This is a genomic window from Streptomyces sp. NBC_00178 (assembly GCF_036206005.1).
Lineage (GTDB): Bacteria > Actinomycetota > Actinomycetes > Streptomycetales > Streptomycetaceae > Streptomyces.
Genome location: NZ_CP108143.1, coordinates 293,451 through 309,563 on the forward strand (window position 1 = coordinate 293,451; position 16,113 = coordinate 309,563).

General features: G+C 71.7%; 14 protein-coding genes and 1 pseudogene. 4 read left to right on the plus strand and 11 right to left on the minus strand.

Annotation, left to right across the window (positions count from 1 at the left end):
- Position 1: 1 nt before the first annotated feature.
- From OHT61_RS01155 to OHT61_RS01195, 9 genes are all read right to left on the minus strand, one after another.
- Entirely contained in the window at positions 2 to 934 is a 933-nt protein-coding gene (locus OHT61_RS01155; RefSeq protein ID WP_329034179.1) for a carbohydrate ABC transporter permease, read from the minus strand.
- 1 nt (position 935) lies between these two features.
- Positions 936 to 1,898, minus strand: a complete 963-nt coding sequence (locus OHT61_RS01160; RefSeq protein ID WP_329034180.1) for a carbohydrate ABC transporter permease — start codon at positions 1,896 to 1,898, stop codon at positions 936 to 938.
- On the minus strand, positions 1,895 to 3,199 hold the full coding sequence (locus OHT61_RS01165) for an extracellular solute-binding protein (protein ID WP_329034181.1): 1,305 nt from the start codon (positions 3,197 to 3,199) through the stop codon (positions 1,895 to 1,897). The genes OHT61_RS01160 and OHT61_RS01165 overlap by 4 nt, the downstream gene beginning before the upstream one ends.
- Positions 3,200 to 3,284: 85 nt before the next feature.
- Positions 3,285 to 4,304 carry a LacI family DNA-binding transcriptional regulator gene (locus OHT61_RS01170; RefSeq protein WP_329034183.1) on the minus strand — a complete coding sequence of 340 codons (1,020 nt, stop codon included), beginning with the start codon at positions 4,302 to 4,304 and terminating at the stop codon, positions 3,285 to 3,287.
- 355 nt (positions 4,305 to 4,659) lie between these two features.
- Positions 4,660 to 5,562, minus strand: a complete 903-nt coding sequence (locus OHT61_RS01175) for a class I SAM-dependent methyltransferase (RefSeq protein ID WP_329034184.1) — start codon at positions 5,560 to 5,562, stop codon at positions 4,660 to 4,662.
- Positions 5,563 to 5,641: 79 nt separating this feature from the next.
- Complete coding sequence (locus tag OHT61_RS01180) at positions 5,642 to 6,751, minus strand: NAD(P)-dependent alcohol dehydrogenase (RefSeq protein ID WP_329034186.1); 1,110 nt, start codon at positions 6,749 to 6,751, stop codon at positions 5,642 to 5,644.
- Positions 6,748 to 8,151, minus strand: coding sequence for an aldehyde dehydrogenase family protein (locus tag OHT61_RS01185; protein WP_329034188.1), 1,404 nt, complete (start codon positions 8,149 to 8,151; stop codon positions 6,748 to 6,750). The genes OHT61_RS01180 and OHT61_RS01185 overlap by 4 nt, the downstream gene beginning before the upstream one ends.
- A 9-nt stretch (positions 8,152 to 8,160) precedes the next feature.
- Positions 8,161 to 8,907 (minus strand): (5-formylfuran-3-yl)methyl phosphate synthase, encoded by a 747-nt coding sequence (locus OHT61_RS01190; protein ID WP_329034190.1) that lies wholly within the window; start codon positions 8,905 to 8,907, stop codon positions 8,161 to 8,163.
- 572 nt (positions 8,908 to 9,479) lie between these two features.
- Positions 9,480 to 9,905: a PGPGW domain-containing protein gene (locus OHT61_RS01195; RefSeq protein ID WP_329034191.1), complete on the minus strand. Its 426-nt coding sequence runs from the start codon at positions 9,903 to 9,905 to the stop codon at positions 9,480 to 9,482.
- A 405-nt stretch (positions 9,906 to 10,310) separates the two neighbouring features.
- Here OHT61_RS01195 and OHT61_RS01200 point away from each other — a divergent pair, with 405 nt between their 5' ends.
- Positions 10,311 to 11,684 carry an FAD-dependent oxidoreductase gene (locus OHT61_RS01200; protein ID WP_329034193.1) on the plus strand — a complete coding sequence of 458 codons (1,374 nt, stop codon included), beginning with the start codon at positions 10,311 to 10,313 and terminating at the stop codon, positions 11,682 to 11,684.
- 28 nt (positions 11,685 to 11,712) lie between these two features.
- On the opposite strand, the gene OHT61_RS01205 is transcribed toward OHT61_RS01200, so the two are convergent.
- Positions 11,713 to 12,087 (minus strand): hypothetical protein, encoded by a 375-nt coding sequence (locus OHT61_RS01205; protein WP_329034195.1) that lies wholly within the window; start codon positions 12,085 to 12,087, stop codon positions 11,713 to 11,715.
- Between the two features lie 101 nt (positions 12,088 to 12,188).
- Here OHT61_RS01205 and sigJ point away from each other — a divergent pair, with 101 nt between their 5' ends.
- Positions 12,189 to 13,106 carry an RNA polymerase sigma factor SigJ gene (sigJ, locus tag OHT61_RS01210; protein WP_329034197.1) on the plus strand — a complete coding sequence of 306 codons (918 nt, stop codon included), beginning with the start codon at positions 12,189 to 12,191 and terminating at the stop codon, positions 13,104 to 13,106.
- 262 nt (positions 13,107 to 13,368) lie between these two features.
- Positions 13,369 to 14,112: a DUF1838 family protein gene (locus tag OHT61_RS01215; RefSeq protein ID WP_329034199.1), complete on the plus strand. Its 744-nt coding sequence runs from the start codon at positions 13,369 to 13,371 to the stop codon at positions 14,110 to 14,112.
- Between the two features lie 154 nt (positions 14,113 to 14,266).
- Here OHT61_RS01215 and OHT61_RS01220 read toward each other — a convergent pair.
- A pseudogene (locus OHT61_RS01220) lies at positions 14,267 to 15,096 on the minus strand (glycoside hydrolase domain-containing protein).
- Between the two features lie 411 nt (positions 15,097 to 15,507).
- Between OHT61_RS01220 and OHT61_RS01225 the strand changes: the two are divergent.
- The gene (locus OHT61_RS01225; RefSeq protein WP_329034201.1) at positions 15,508 to 16,038 is read left to right on the plus strand and encodes a GNAT family N-acetyltransferase; all 531 of its coding nucleotides are present in this window, start codon (positions 15,508 to 15,510) and stop codon (positions 16,036 to 16,038) included.
- Positions 16,039 to 16,113: the final 75 nt, after the last annotated feature.

Genomic DNA, 16,113 nt, shown 5'->3' on the forward strand with positions numbered 1-16,113 from the left:
ATCAGCCCTTTACTCCGGAGTCGATGTCGGTCGAGGTGAAGTGGCGCTGGAACACGATGAACAGCGCCACTGCGGGGGCGGCCAGCACACAGGCGCCGGCCAGGAGGGCACCGGTCGGGTTGGCGACCGTGCCCTGGAGGTTGGACAGGAAGCTGGCGAGGGACACGGCCAGCGGCTGCATGTCGGCGTTCTTGGTGACGAGGAACGGCCACAGGAACTCGTTCCACGGTCCGATGAAGGTGAGCAGCATCGCGGTGAGCACCGCGGGGCGCGCCATCGGCAGGGCGATCTTCCAGAGGATGCGCAGTTCGCCGGCGCCGTCCAGACGGGCCGCCTCGAAGAGGGACTGCGGCAGCTGGAGGAAGAACTGGCGGAAGAGGAAGACGGCCGTGGAGTTGATCGCGAACGGGAGGATCATCCCGACGTAGTTGTCGCCCAGCCCGTAGTCGCGGACCACGAGGACGTACAGCGGCAGTGTCAGGAGCTGGAAGGGCACCATCTGCACGAGCAGCAGCGAGGCGAACACGGTTCCCCGGCCGCGGAACTGCAGCTGGGCGAGCGCGTAGCCGGCGAGCACCCCGAAGACGAGGGTGCACAGGAGGACACCGATCGTCATGATGCCGGAGTTGAGCAGGGACCGCCCCAGGGAGATCGCGCCGTTGACGGCCGTGTAGCTGCCGCCGGTCAGTCCGCTGGGCACGGCGGAGGACAGGTCGCCCGTCGTCGTCTTCCGCAGCGAGCCGACGATCATGTAGTAGAAGGGGAAGAGGAAGGCGACGGCGCCCAGCGAGAGGACGGCGTACTTGACGACCGTCCCCCGGGTGCGGTGCGTGCCCGTCGGCGGCGTGGCCGTCCTCCGGGTTCCGGAGGACGGTGCTTCCGCGGCCGGGCCCACCGGGGTACGGGATCCCGGGGCCGGAGTGGAGACGCTCATGTCAGTTGCCCCTCTCGGTGAGCTTGCGGGCGGCCAGCGAGATGACGAGGACGAAGGCCACCAGGACCACGCCCAGGGCGGCTGCGAAGTCGGGGTGACCCTGCTCGATGCCCTTCTGGTACATGAGCAGGACCGGCGAGGTGGAAGCGTGGTCGGGACCGCCGCCGCCCGTCAGCAGGTAGGGCTCGCTGAAGAGGTTGGCGCCGGTGATGATCGCGTAGATCACGACGAGGGTCGTGGCCGGACGCACCCCGGGCACGGTCACCGAGAAGAACTGCCGGATGCGGCCGGCTCCGTCCACGGAGGCCGCCTCGTACAGTTCCTTGCCGACGTTCTGGAGTGCGGCGAGGTACAGCATCACGAAGAAGCCGAGCTGCTTCCAGGTGACGAAGACCGCGATCATCGGCATAGCGAGGTGCGAGTTGACCAGCCACGAGGGATCCGGTGCGTGCGAGCCGAGAAGGTGGTTGACGAAGCCGTCCGAGCCGAACAGGAACTGCCACACCGCGACCAGCGCGACGCTCGCCGTGATGTACGGCAGGTAGTAGGCGGCACGGAAGAACGCACGGAATCGGATCTTCGCGTTGAGCGCGGCGGCCAGGACGAGCGCCAGGAGCACCGTGAGGGGCACGTTGATCACGAGGAAGACGGCGATGTTCAGGAAGGCGCGCCCCACCACGGGGTCGGTGAAGACGTCCCGGTAGTTGGAGAGCCCGACCCACGGCGAGTCCGCGTGCGTGCCGGGAGCCGTGAAGTAGAAGCGGTGGACCGAGATCCACAGCGTGTACACCATGGGGATCGCGAACACGACGAGCAGGAACAGCACGTACGGCGTCACGAACAGCGCGCCGGTACGGGTGGTGAGCCGTCGGTGGCGGGAGGCCGCGCCTTCGGCCGGCGCGTGGCCGCCGGCGACGGCGGTACCCGCGCGAGGGGCGGTGACGGCGGATGGGAGGTTCGTCATGACTGGTCCCCGTACTCGTCGAGCAGCTCGGATATCTTCTCCGAGGCCTTGCGCAGACCGGTGTCGGTGGGCTGGTCGCCGAAGACGACGGACTTCGTCCACTCGTCACGGAAGGCCTGCCAGATGTCGACGGAACCCGGCACGTTGGGTACCTCGACCACGTGCTCGGCCTGCCGTGCGAACGCCTTGTACAGCGGCTTCTTCGCGAAGAAGCCGGCGTAGCGATCGGTGAGGTCCTCGCGCATCGGCATCTGGCCGGTCGCTTCGAGGAACTTCCCGTCCTCCTGGGCGGAACTGGCGAACTTCAGCAGATCCCAGGCGGTGCCCCGGTTGCGGCAGGCGCTGAACATGGCGGCGGACTTCTCGTCGCTGAAGGAGTACGTGTCGTCGGGCGACTTCCCGTCGGCCGTCGGCACGGGGGCCACCCCGATGTCGACGCTGTCCTTGTAGGCGGACACCGCCCAGGCTCCGACGGTCGCCATGGCGGACTTCCCGTCGTTCACCGCGTCACCGGGGTACAGCTCCTGCGGCGCGAGCTTCTCCGAGTACATCGTGCGCCAGAACGCCGCGACCTGGCGGCCGGCCGGCGAGTCGAACTGCGGCTTGCCGTCCTCGATGAGCTGCTTGCCGCCGGTCTGGGCGGCGAAGGCAGGGTAGAAGTCGAGCCAGGACTGGAAGAACTCGCTGCTGGGCGCCGGCCAGATCGCCGCCTTGGCGGCGCCGCTGTGCACCAGGGTGCGGGAGGTCTTCAGGAACTGCTCGTAGGTCGCGAGCTGAGGGTGCTCGGGGTCGAGGCCGGCCTTCTTGAAGATCTTCTTGTTGTAGAGGATCATCACCGGATTGCTCTTCCAGGGCAGCTGGTAGAACTTGCCGTCCTGCGACTTGTACTGGTCGGTGAGAGCGCCACCCCGCTTCTGGATGTAGGCGTCACCGTCGGGGAAGTCGCTGAGCGGCACGAGACCGTTCTGCTTCTGGAAGGTGGGCACCGAAGCGGGCGCCGTGTTGAAGACCAGGCAGGCGCTGGTGCCGGCGATGATCGAGGCGCTGATGGCCTCCTCGGAGGTCTTGCCCGCCGGGATCTGCTGGACCGTGACGTGCTGGCCCGGATGGCTCTTGTTCCAGGCGCCGACCATGTTCTTGCCCCAGGCCACTTCCTGGGCGTTGTTCGACAGCCAGATCGTGATGGGACCGTGGGCATTCGCCGCGGTCGTCGCGTCCGGGGCCGCCCGTCCACAGGCGGTCGCGGTCGCGGCACCCGCGAGCGCGAGCGCGACCAGCGAGTACGCCGTTCTCCTCAGCATGCAAACTCTCCGAACTGTTCACGCCCGGCCTCGTCGCCGGACGCACATTCCTTGCCGTGCCCCGATCGGCCCGGCGACCCGGCCGTCAGGTGCGGGGCGCGGGGCCGATCGAGGCGCGGGGGATGAACTCGGCGGGGGGCAGCACGACGTGTGCCACCTCCTCGCCGGCAAGCACCCGGTCCAGAGCACGGGCCGCGGCCTCGCCCCAGCCGCGCGCGTCGGCACGGGCGGAGGAGAGCGGCGGGTGGGTGTAGCGGGTGAGACTGGTGTCGTCGTAGCCGACGACCGAGAGGCGGTCCGGTACCGAGACGCCGAGTTCCTGTGCCACGGACAGTCCCGCCGTGGCGGCGAGGTCGTTGCCGTAGACGATCGCGGTGGGCGGCTCGGCCAGCGACAGCAGCTCGCGGGTGGCGCGGGCGCCGCCCTCGGCCGTGAAGCCACCGGGCCGCACGGGTCCTTCCGGCAGCCCCAGGACGTGCAGTGTCTGCTCCCAGGCCACCCGGCGGCGGTGCGCGTGGCGGAGCTCCTGGGGGCCTTCGACATGGGCGATGCGCCGGTGCCCCAGCTCGGCGAGGCGCCGTACGGCGTCGACGTAGGCGGGCCGGTCGTCGAGGCCGACGGAGCTGAGCCCGTCGCTCCACTCGCTCTGACCCACCACGACCGCGGGCAGCCCGAGCCGGTGGATGAGCGCGGGCCGGGGATCGTCGTGACGCAGGTCGGTCAGGAGCACCCCGTCCACCCGGCGGTCGGCGGCCAGCCGTTCGTACACGGACCGCTCCCGCTCGGGAGTGGTGAGGTGAACCATGAGCCCGTCGCCGCGCTCCCCCAGGGCGACCTCGACACCCGCTATGAAAGCCGGGAAGAACAGGTCGGCGCCGATCAGGTCCGGATCCCTCGCGAGCACGAGGCCGAAGGCGCCGGCCTTGCCGAGCGACAGCGCCCGGGCGGGACGGCTCGGGGTCCACCCGAGTTCCGCCGCGACCGCCAGGATGCGTTGCTTGGTCTCCTCGGCGATCCCGGGCCGGTCGTTCAGGGCGAACGAGACGGAACTGCGCGAGACACCCGCACGCTGTGCGACGTCGTCGATGGTGGGCTTCCGAGCCATGGCGCCTTCCGCTCTCATGCGCGCCCGGGGAACCGGGCGACCGTTGGAGAACGTCCCCCCACTGGCTTCTAAACCGGTTTAGACGTTCAACTGGTGTTCACTAAACCGGTTTGAAACACATGCGTCAACGGTTGACACGATGTGATCTGGAGCACGTGTGTGTGGCCGCCCCGCTGCTCAGGAGCCGTGGATCATGGCCGTCCGGCCGGGCCGGGCGTATGCCGCCACGCGTTCCGGCAGCACGCACCGTGACGGAAACCCCGCCGACGGCAGCGCCTCACCACGGCACCACGGGTCGTGGACGTGCCGAAGGGCGGGCCCGATGACGGGGCCGCCCGACGGCATGTGGGTGGAGTCATCCCTTCTCGGCGAACACCCAGCGGTTGCCCTCCAGCGCGTCGTTCTGCTCGGGGAGCGGGCCGCGTCCGTGCCGGTGGGTGAACTCGAAGGGGGTGTGCACCGAGGTGAACCAGCCCTTGCCCGCGAGACTGCCTGCCGAGTCCGGTCGCGGTTCCGTGTCGAACAGGTCGAGGAGGTCGATGCCGAGCTGCTCCTTCGTCGCCACGTAGAGCGGGCTGTGCCGGTAGGAGAGCAGGTCCTTCTCGAGTTTGACCTCGTAGGCCAGGGAGCTGCCCCCCGCGCTCAGCCGGTGCACCGTGTCCACGAGGTGGGTCTCGGCGGCAGCCGGCAGGTAGAACAGCAGCCCCTCGGCCAGCCAGACACTCGGTGCGGCCGGGTCGAAGCCCGACTCGGTCAGTGCCGCGGCCCAGTCGGCCCGCAGATCCAGGGCGATCGCCACACGGGCCGCCTTCGGCCGGGCGGACGTGCCGTCCAGCACGTCACGCTTGAAGGCCAGGACGCCCGCCCTGTCGATCTCGTAGACCACACAGCCCGAGGGCAGGTCGAGCCGGTACGCCCGTGTGTCGAGTCCCGCGCCGAACAGCACGACTTGGCGCATGCCCTTGCCGTGCACCGAACGCAGCACGAAGTCGTCCAGGACCCGCGTCCGAAGGCCGAAGTAGCGCGCGAAGCGCCCCCACAGCGGGTCCGCGTCGCCGTCCGGCACCTGCTGGATCCGGACGGGCCAGTTGGCGGAGGCGGGTGCGGCGCGCACGAAGTGCTCGGCGTGGACGTCCCGGGCCAGGCTGTCGTGGCGATGGGTCTCGATCGCCCGCGCCGCGGCCACCAGGAGTGCGGTCACACCCACTCCCCCGTCCACGCCCTCCACTCCGGTGCTCTGCTGTGCGGTCTCTGTCATGTGCGGGACTCCTCTGGGTGTGAGTGCGGACGGCGCGTGTGTGCTCCGCGGCGCAGGCGCCGCGGGCCGGGCACCGCGGTCATCGGCCGGTCCCCTCAGGAATGAGGACGGGTTTGACCACGCGGCCGGCGTCGCAGTCGCGTTCGGCCTCGTCGATGTCGGCGAGGGGATAGGTCCGGATCAGCTGGTCGAAGGGGAAGCGCCCCGCCTGCCACAGCGCGGTCAGGCGTGGAATCAGCAGGGCGGGTACCGCGTCCCCCTCGCAGATGTGGGAGATCCTCCGGCCGCGGTCCAATGTCCCCGGCTGCAGTGCGAGCGGGCTGTGGAGGCGCGCCACCAGACCGAGGCGGCCGGTGGGACGCAGGGCACGCAGAGCGTCGTTGATCAGTCGGGCGGAACCAGTGGTGTCCAGCGCGAACTGGGCTCCCCCATCGGTCAGACGGCGGATACGTTCGTCGAGGCCGGCCGAGGCGGAGTGCACGGGCACGGCGTGGAAGCGCTCGGCGAGGGCCAGCCGCTCCGGGTGCCGGTCGACGGCCACCACGACCGCGCCGGCGGCTGCGGCGGCCATCACCGCTGCCAGGCCCACGGCTCCCGTGCCGAAGACGGCGACGGTGTCACCGGGACCGGCCGCGAAGGAGTTGAGGACCGCTCCCGCTCCGGTGAGGAAGCCGCAGCCGAGCGGTCCCAGCAGTTCGAGCGGCAGTGCGGGATCGACCCGCACAGCGTTGCGGGCACGGACCACCGCGTATTCCGCGAAGGAGGACTGTCCGAACCACCGCGGGGCCAGTGCGGCTCCGTCGAAGGCGGTGAACCGGGCGCCGTCCTCCTCGCGCCCCCCGAAGAGGTTCAGAGAGGCGAAGGAGTCGCAGTAGGCGGGAGCCGCCCGCACGCAGTTCCGGCAGCGCCCGCACGAGTCGAAGCTCAGCACGACGTGGTCCCCGGGACTCAGGCCGGTGTGCGGCCCTCCCACCTCCGTCACGACTCCGGCGCCCTCGTGACCGAGCACCGCGGGCAAGGGCGTGCGGCCGGCCGAGTGCCGGACCGCGAGGTCGGTCCGGCACATGCCGCAGCCCGCGATTCTGACCAGGACCTCCCCGTCGGCCGGCCCCTCGATGAGGTTCACCTCCTCCAAGGAGAACCGGCCTTCGTAGGTGCGGAGCACCGCGGCCTCGAAGGTGCGCGTCACATGTCCTCCGGGCGGTGCATGACGAACGGCCTGAGGTTCCCGTAGAGCCCCCACGGCCCGCCCGCGACGCCGACCCCGCTCTCCTTGATGCCCGCGAAGGGCTGGGCGAGGGAGAGTTCCGCGTGATGGTTGATCCAGGCGGTGCCGCACTCCAGCCGCCCCGCGACGGCCTCGGCACGGTCGAGGTCGGTTCCCCAAACCGAGCCGCCCAGTCCGAATCCGGTGTCGTTGGCGGCCTCCACCGCCTCGTCGATGTTCCTGTAGGGCAACACGGGCAGGACGGGGCCGAACTGTTCCTCCGTCACCACCGCGCTCCGGGTGGGCACGTCGGCCAGGACGGTGGGAGCGAAGAAGTAGCCCGGCCGGTCGATCCGGTGGCCGCCCGTCACGGCCCGCGCGCCGTCGGCGACGGCCTGCGCCGTGTACTTCTCCACGCGGGCGAGTTGGGGGGCGTTGTTGACGGGACCGAGCTCCGAGCCGGGATCGAGTCCGGCTCCGACGACCGCGGACTTCGCGCGTTGCGCGAGGGCCTCGACCACCTCGGAGTAGAGCCGGACCGGGGCGTAGACGCGCTTGACGGCCATGCAGACCTGTCCGCAGTTGCGGAAGGCCGCCCAGAACAGCCGGTCGGCGATACGGTCCACCTCCACGTCGTCGAGCAGGACCGCGGCGTCGTTGCCACCGAGTTCCAGGGTGACGCGGGCGAGTGTGGCGGCCGCTCCCCCGGCGACCGCCCGTCCCGTGGGGATGGAGCCCGTGAAGGTCACGTGCCGGATCCCGGGGTGGGACGCGAGGCGCGCGCCCAGGGCCTCGCCGCCCGTGACGATCGTCAGTACGTGCTCGGGGAGCGCGGTGGACACGATGGACCCGAGCAGCCGTGTGGCGAGGGGTGTGAAGGGTGAGGGTTTGAGCACCATCGTGTTGCCGGCGGCAAGGGCGGGGGCGAACTTCGCCGAGGCGAGCTGGAGCGGGAAGTTCCACGGGGTGATCGCTGCGACGGGTCCGAGGGGCCGCCACCGGAGTTCGCTGCGTACCGGCCGTCCGTCCGAGATGGCCTCGCGGCCGGGCCGCAGCTCGGCGAAGTAGCGCAGGCGGGCCGCGGTGCGGCCCACTTCGGCGTAGGACTCGCGCAGTGGCTTTCCCTGCTCGCGGGTGAGCAGGGGCGCGAGGTCCGGTGCGGCGGCTTCGACCGCACCGGCCGCCGCCAGCAGGGCGTGTCTCCGGGCGGACGGGTCGGCACGCCAGCGGTGCCAGGCGGTGTGGGCCCGGTCGACGACTGTGTCCAGCTCGTCCGGGTGCTGGTCGGGTGCCTCGTCGAAGGCCTCGCCCGTCGCCGGGTCGAGGACCGGGATGCTGCGGCCTCGGGTGGCGGGCTGGCGGACCGAGCGGGTCGTCGGCATACGGGGGCGTCAGCTCGCGGCCGCTGCGTGTTCACGGGCGTGCCGGTCCATCTCGGCCCGGAACGCGGCCACCAACTGGGGCTGGATCCTTCCGGTGTTCCGGTCGCCCCCCTGGCAGACCGCGCCGCGCACGCCGACGATGTCCGTGCCGATCCGGGTCAGCTCCGCGAGGTCGGCCGCCTTGATGCTGCCGGCGAGGGCGGCGAGGAGGCCGCTGTCGTGGGCGGCCCGGACGAACTCGGCGCAGGCGTCGGGCGGGACGTGGTCGAAGAGCCGTGTGCCGTCCTTGATCGCCGTGTCGAGCATCGCCGCGTCCGAACCGGAGCGGCGGGCGATGTCGGGGATCGCGAGCGGGTTGACGCAGCCGATGCGGTGGGCGTCGGCATAGCCCGAGGCGACGACGAAGGCGTCGGGCCGGTAGTCCTTCACCGCACGGACGACACCTCTCATGACGTCGACCGCCTGGTCGGGCGTCGTGCATCCGTAGAGGCCCACCTTGATGTACGTGGCGCCGGAGACCGCGGCGCCGAGCGCCGCCTGGGCGACCGTCCCGGGCTTGTAGGGGACGTCGCCCACCGTGGCCGAGACCGGCTTGTCCGCGGGGACCGCGGCGCGGATCTCCTTGATGACCCAGGGGAAGTTCGCACCGAGCGAGCCTTCGTCGGGTTTCTTGACGTCGACGATGTCGAGGTGTTCCGCCGCGCGGGCGCATTCGAGGGCTTCGTCGACACCGTCGGGAGAGATGAGGAGCAACAACGTGTTTCCTTCCACCGGATGGGCCTGCCGGGAGACAGGTGTGCGGAGTCGTCGGGATCACGTGCGGTCCACTCATCATCACCGCGGCCCGTGGTCGCGGGCAGGGCGCGCGGAGTACCGAACGGATCACTGCCGCCGTGTGTCCGCGCCCCTGCAGGCGCGCCGTCCACGCCGGTCGGGAACAAGCCGCTGTGGCCTGCCGACACACGGACCCCGGTGCGGGTGTGAACACTCATGCCACCACCGGCTGGTGGTTGACTCCCGTGAGTGCGCCGCGGCGGGGAGCCACCTGCCCGGGGCTCACACGTGCACGTCTCGAGGCGCGGCACGCCGGTGCCGTGGCGGCCCGGTGCGGGCGGTGGCGCCCAGGCGCACTCGGGTGGCCGAGCCACGTGTACGACGGGGGGAGGGCGAAACAGCCCGCGGCCGGCCCGGATGACGGACCGGCGCGAGGTCGTGGGCACTGGGTACGCGGCGACCGGCTCCCGCCACTCATCCGGTGATGCCCGCAGCCCTCACCACGGTCCGGGTGACGGTGGTGACGTGGTTGTGCCAGGCCTGCACCCGCAGGGTCAGGTAGCGCGCCGGCTTCGGGGCCCAGGGCGGTCGGCACGCGCCGTGCGGTAGCTGTACACCAGCAGGGCCACGAGGATGAGGCTCGAGAGGATCAGCCCGGCGCCGGTGGGCCAGCCGCCGAAGGGCAGACCGGGCATCAGGCCCCAGACCAGCCCCGCTGCCAGCAGAACCGCCGCCGTGAGGGACGACCCCGCGATCCGGACCGGCGACGCCACACTCTCCCTGGCCGCACGCATGGCGCGGTCGCGCACCGGGTCGACGTAGCGGGCCACGGAGGGGAACTGGTCGGCGAGGACCAGCAGGCCCGCAAGGATCAGCAGCAGTCCCGGGCCGGGCAGGACGAGCAGCGCGACACCCAGGATCAGCAGGGCGGCGCCCGCCACGAGCGCGGCGCCCCGGCGCAGGGGGTTCCGACTCGGCACCTCACATCCCTCCTGGTCGCGCCGGACGACTCCAGGGACGGCTCCGGCTCTCACTCCGCCGGCCGGTGGGATCGCTCCCGCCCGCCACGGCACCCCTCCATGCTGCGGCTGGACCGGTCCGCGCGCAATCGACGCGGAGGGTGGTCGCGCGGACACGCCGAAGGCGTCCTCCCGCGGCGGTGGCGACAGGCCGGCGTCACACGGCCTGCCGGGCGGACAGGAAGCGGCCACGGCGGGCAAGGTGTCCGCGGCTCGGCTGTGCGCGACGGGCGGGGCGGCCGGTGGTGTGTTGCAGGGCTGTCCGAGGCATGCCGTGCTGACCTGCGACCGAGGACAGGGCTGGTGTCCGGTCGATGATCATCGCTCGGTAGGCTCGCCCCGCAACACGACGCGAAGGAGAACGCGGTGGCGCGGGTTGCGGTGATCGGTGGGGGCGTCAGCGGGCTGGGGTCGGCGCTCATGCTCGGCCGGCGGGGACATGCGGTCACGGTGTTCGAGCAGGACCCCCGCGAGGCGGGGGAGGATCTGGACCAGGACTTCATCGACTGGCGCCGACCGCGCGTCGCGCAGGCCGTCCAGCCCCACTCACTCCTCGCGCCGGTGCGCACGGTGCTGCTCGCCGAGGCCCCCGACGTCCACGCGGACATGCTGGCGCGCGGCGCCCGGGAGTACCACGAGTTCGACTGGTTCGACGCCCGTCCGCAGCACCGCCCCGGCGACGAGGACCTGGTGACCCTGCGCAGCCGTCGCATCGTGCTGGAGACCGCCCTGAGCGCCGCCGTGCGGCGGGAACGCACCGTCGAGGTGCGGCGAGGCATGCGCGTGCACGGTCTCACCCTGGCGGAAGGCGGCCCGGCCCGGGCCACCGGCCTCCGCGTGGGCGCCGAAACCCACCCGGCGGACCTCGTCGTCGACACGTCCGGCCGCCGCTCGCCCGTACCCGCCTGGCTGGTCGCGGCCGGCTGCCGGCCTCCCGCGGTCGACAGCCACCGCTCCGGGATCGCGTACGTGTGCCGCTGGTACCGGCTGCGTCCCACGGGCCCGCTCGGCCCGGGGCGGGTGAAGACCGGCTCCGCCGCGGCGTTCGCGCTCGCGGGCGTCTTCCCGTCCGACAACGGCACCTTCGCGGTGAGCCTGGTGCTGTCCACCGGGGACCCGACCCGCGGCGCGCTCACCGACCCCGCCGTGTTCGAGGCCGTGGCCCGCCGCTTCCCCGCCACCGCCGCCTGGCTCGGCCTGGCCCCCGAACCGATGTCGGGCGTCCTGGCCATGGCCGGCCTGGACAACCGCTGGACAGCTCTCCACGACGAGGACGGGCCGGTGGTCACCGGTCTGGTCAACGCCGGCGACAGCCTCATCCACACCAATCCGACCTTCGGTCACGGCGTCGCCCTCGGCCTGCGCGCCGCCCGGTACCTCGCCACCCACGTCGAGCGCATCGCGGCAGACCCGGCCTGCTACCACGCCTGGACGGCCCGGGCCCTCCGTCCCTGGTTCGACGCGCAGGTGACGGCCGACCGCACCAACGGGCAACGCCTCGCCGAAAGCACGTCGCCCTCCGACCGGCGAGCCGCGGCGCTGGCCCACTGCGCCTTCGACGACCCCGTCGTGATGCGCGCACGGGCCCAGGTGCGCCATCTCGTGCGCACGCCCCAGGACGCCTACGGCACCGACGAGGTGGACCGTCACCTCACCGCCTGGCTGGCCGCCCGCCCCGGCTTCGTACCGCGCCACGACGGACCGACCCGGGAGCAGTGGGATGCGCTCGTCCCGGGATGACGGGACGAGCGCCCGCCGGGCATCCGCCTCAGCGCCGGGCGAGTGCCAGCACACTCAGGCCGAACATCAGGACTCCCAGCGGGAGATGCACCGCCGGGACGTGCGCGATGCCGAGCACGACCTGGACCGAGGCGAGCACCAGGAAGCCGCACGCGTACAGGACCGGTCCGACCGGTCCGCCGCCCGGCTTCCACGCCAGGCTCGCCGCCAGAACGTACAGCATCGACGCTCCGTACATCACGCGGGCGCCGACGCTGTGCAGCAGTTCCCCGTACGACGTGGTGAGCAGCAGCCCGGCGGACACCGCCTGGAGGAAGATGGTCAGGGTCTGCAGGGCGATCGCCGTCCGCACCAGCGATGTAGTGCGCCGTTCCGTCACGCTCGCCGTCATCTGCGTGGCCATGTCGTGGTCTCCTTCCCGCCCTCGGGCGGCAGATCGGTAGGGTCTCTCGACAACCCGACGACGCGGGCCCGCGAAAGGTAAGGCGAAGGAGCGGCGACAGCATGGGGACTGCCGGGGCCGAAGCGGACGAGATCGCCGGTGAGCGGCGTCAACTGATCAACGTCGCCTACCGGTTGCTCGGATCCGTCACCGAGGCCGAGGACGCGGTGCAGGACGCCTTCGCGCGCTGGTACGCGCTGTCACGGGGCAGGCGGCAGGAGATCCGGTCCCCCGGTGCCTGGCTGACGACGGTGACCAGCCGCATCTGCCTGGATGTGCTCGGCTCCGCACGGGCACGGCGTGAGCGCTACGCCGTTATGTGGCTGCCCGAGCCGCTGCCCGACCGGACCGGGGAGCGCCGCGACGGCGCGGGCCCCGCAGGACACGCGGATCCCGCCGACCAGATCGTCCTGGACGACTCGGTGACGACGGCCTTCCTCGTCGTCCTCGAATCGATGACGCCCGCCGAGCGGGTGGCCTTCGTCCTGCATGACGTCTTCAGGTATCCGTATCTCGAGATTGCGCCCGTTCTCGGCCGGACGCCCACGGCGTGCAAGCAACTGGCGGCCTCCGCCCGCAAGCGGGTGCCCGCCCCACGCGGGCAGGGGGAGGTGAACGGCCGGGCCGGGGTGGTGAGAAGCGTCAAGCAGGCGTGGGAGGCCCAGGACATCGCGGCCCTCGTGGGCATCCTCGATCCGGCCGCCGTCATGACCGCCGACGGCGGCGGCGCGGTCGGTGCCGCCCTGCACCCGGTCGTGGGCGGCGCCCGCATCGCCCAGTACATGGCAGCCATGGCCGACAGGGCCCCCGGGCTCGAACTCCTGGAGCGGTCGGTGAACGGCGCGCCCGGGCTGGTGGCCCTGCACGCCGGGGTCGTCATGACCGTCGCCTCGATCGACGTGGCCGACGACCGCGTCGCCCGCATCTGGGCGGTCCGCAACCCGGAGAAGCTACGGCTGTGGTCGGCGGCCGGCCGATGACGGCGTCTCAGGCCCACGGCGGGGTGTGCCGCCCCTGAGACATGTACGGGTCGGACGGCGGGCGTCCGGGCGGAGGCACATGGCCGGGCGGCGGATACGCGGGGCCGGGCGTTTCCGGCCCCGCGGGCATCCGGAGGTGTGTCGTCGAGCCCCGGGGAACACTCCTCCCGTACCGCGCGGGAGGCGGTGTCTCCACACCGCCATCTCACGTGTCCCCGGCGCGACTTGCCGGTCGGGGCGGCCGTCACGCACAGTACGCCGTATGACGAATCCCGCAGAACTGCTCCGCTCGCTCGCCCGCACCAGGGCCTCGCTCGACGGCGAGGAGGTCACGTACTGGTGGTCGGGAGATGTCTACTCCTGGGCGCCCGACGAGCCCTACCAGCGCGTCTTCGGGTTCGAGGGCCTCAACGTCGCACGGCTCGTCCAGGACGGCACCGGCCCGGACACGTATCAACTGCTGACCCGCGAGGCCGCTTTCTATCTGGATCCCGTCACGCGTGAGATCCTGGAGACCTGGCAGGACCTGCCGGTCGTGCACGTCTGGAACGATCCGGCGAACCAGAAGTGGCGGCCCTTCCCGGTCCCGACGACCGATCTCGGCGACCAGGTGTGTTTCAGTCTGGAGATCCCGCTCTCCTACCCCTCGCCGCTGCCGGTGGCCGACTACCCCGTCCACTCGGCGGGTGACACGTACAAGGCCCTGGAGCTGTTCCAGTTCTTCGCCGACCGCGCCGACCTGGCGGGCCCGGCGCCGAGTGTCCCGGCGGCCATGTCGTGGACGCGGATGTCTCCGTGGCTGCCGTGGATGGCCCGTGGGCAGCGGCCCGGCGGTCTCACCTATCACTGCCGGGGCCGGAAGCTGGGTTCGTACGCGGAGGTCCCCGAGCGCACGCGCGCCTACGTCGCGGACCGCAACCCGGAGTTCGCCCACGCACCCGAGAAGTGGACCGAGCCCAACGAGACCAGCTGGACGTACTTCCGGAAGCTCAACCCGCCCGCCTGATCCACTCACCCCGCCGGAGCGCGCACGGCTCCTCGTGGGGCCACGGCGTGCCGAAGCCCGGATGCGGTCCGCGCCCCGATTCGCTTCCGGCCCCCGCCCGGCGACGCCCCGGCCGGCCTCCCCGCCGGGCCGAGGCGTCGCCGGGCGCGGGTCCTCAGCCGATGATCGCGACGGGGGCGTCCCACGCGTTGCGGTCGACGGTGATGGTGTAACCGCCGCGCTTCTCCTTGCTGTTGACCATGTACTGGTGTGCGCGGCTGTGGCCGGTGAACTGGGACGGCTTCCACGGCCAGTCCGCGGTGGTCGTGTTCTTCTTGTCCCACAGCGCGTACCAGAGGTTCCCTGGCAGATCGGTCGTGTTCGTGGCGGTGGCGACGGCCTTGGCGCTGGAGCTGCTGAAGCCGTAGAACCCACCGCGGTAGGTGGCGTTGCGCAGGGTCTTGGTGAAGGCCCGCACGTAGGTCAGGACGGCGTCGTTGCACGCCTTGTCGGTGATGTCGTACGGCTCCATGTCCAGGTAGACGGCGCTACCCGTCTTCATCCCCAGGGCCGATGCCTTCGCCACCGCGTCCTTTCCGTTGCTCGCGCCGAGGGAGGCGGCCGTGGAGGCCGTGAACCTCTCGGGGTTCGAGCTCTTCTGGCAGGGCGGCTGAGCTCCGACGTAGAGCGGGATCAGCTTCCATCCGGTGGCACTGACCGACTTGACCCAGGACTTCGTCAGATTGGGCTGGGCGCAGCCACGGTTCCTGCCGCCGATGTAGACCGCGGCAGCGCCGTAGAAGCCCGTGTTCCACGCCTTCATCGCGCCGAGCGAGGGCGCGGTGCAGGCGTCGAAGGCGCGTCCGGTGTAGGTCTTCTGCGCGGGCCAGGCCGTGGCGGCCATGGTCGTCTGCGCCGCGATCCCGGCGCCCGTTCGGCGACGACGACCCCTGTCGTCGCCCAGGCGACGTAGCGGCCCTTCCTGGACAGCCGATGACTGGACATTCCCCACCCCGTTCACTGGGCGACCCCCCGGTCGCACCGAATCCGACGCGCCTGCTGACGCGGTGCTGCCCCGGGCCGGTCCCACCTGACAGGTGCGGCGCCCGCACACGGCGGTGCGGCGGCCCCCTTCCGGACATCCGGAGCGCACCGCAGGATAGCCGACGGGAGCGCGTCCACCGGTGGCGTTCCCGGGCGCACCACGGCTCTCGTCCCGGGGCGGCGGCCTCGGCCGAGGAGTCCCGGCCGCCCGGGGCGCCGCACTCTCCTGCCGGACGTGCGTCCGCCGTGCCCCGTGACGGTGCTGCCGTGCCCCGTGACGTTGCCGGCGTGCCCCGTGACGGTGCTGCCGTGCCCCGCGACGGCCGGCTTATCCGATTGCCGTCGGCGCGTCCCGTCGGCTAGGAATTCCGCATGCTAAAGGGCAGCAAGGTCGGGCTGAGGGCCCGGCACGAGGACGACGTCCCGATCCTGCAGGCGGAGCTCCACGACGACGTCGTCAACCACTCGCGGGCCCAGAGCCGCCCGTGGCGGCCGGTCACGCCGGGGTCGAAGCGCTCGCACTTCGTCGTGGACGACGACGAGGAGCGCCATGTCCAGTTCTCGGTGGTGCGTGCGGCCGACGGCATGCTCGCCGGTTCCGCGGCGCTGTGGGGCATCGACACCCACAACCGGTCCGCGCACGTCGGACTGGGTCTGCTGCCGTCCGCCCGCGGACAGGGCCTCGGGACGGACGTGGTCGCTGTGCTGTGTCACTACGGCTTCGTCGTGCGCGGCCTGCGGCGGCTGCAGATCGAGGCCCTCTCGGACAACACGGCCATGCTGCGCGCCGCCGAGCGCAACGGCTTCGTCCGCGAGGGCGTGCTGCGCTCCTCGGCCTGGGTGATGGGCGATTTCCTGGACGAGGTACTTCTCGGGCTCCTCGTCGAGGACTGGTCCCCGTAGGCCGGAAAGCCCGGTCCGAGCAGCGCTGTCGAACGGTGCCGTCGCACGTCGGTCCACGCGGCGCCGGTGCCGGGG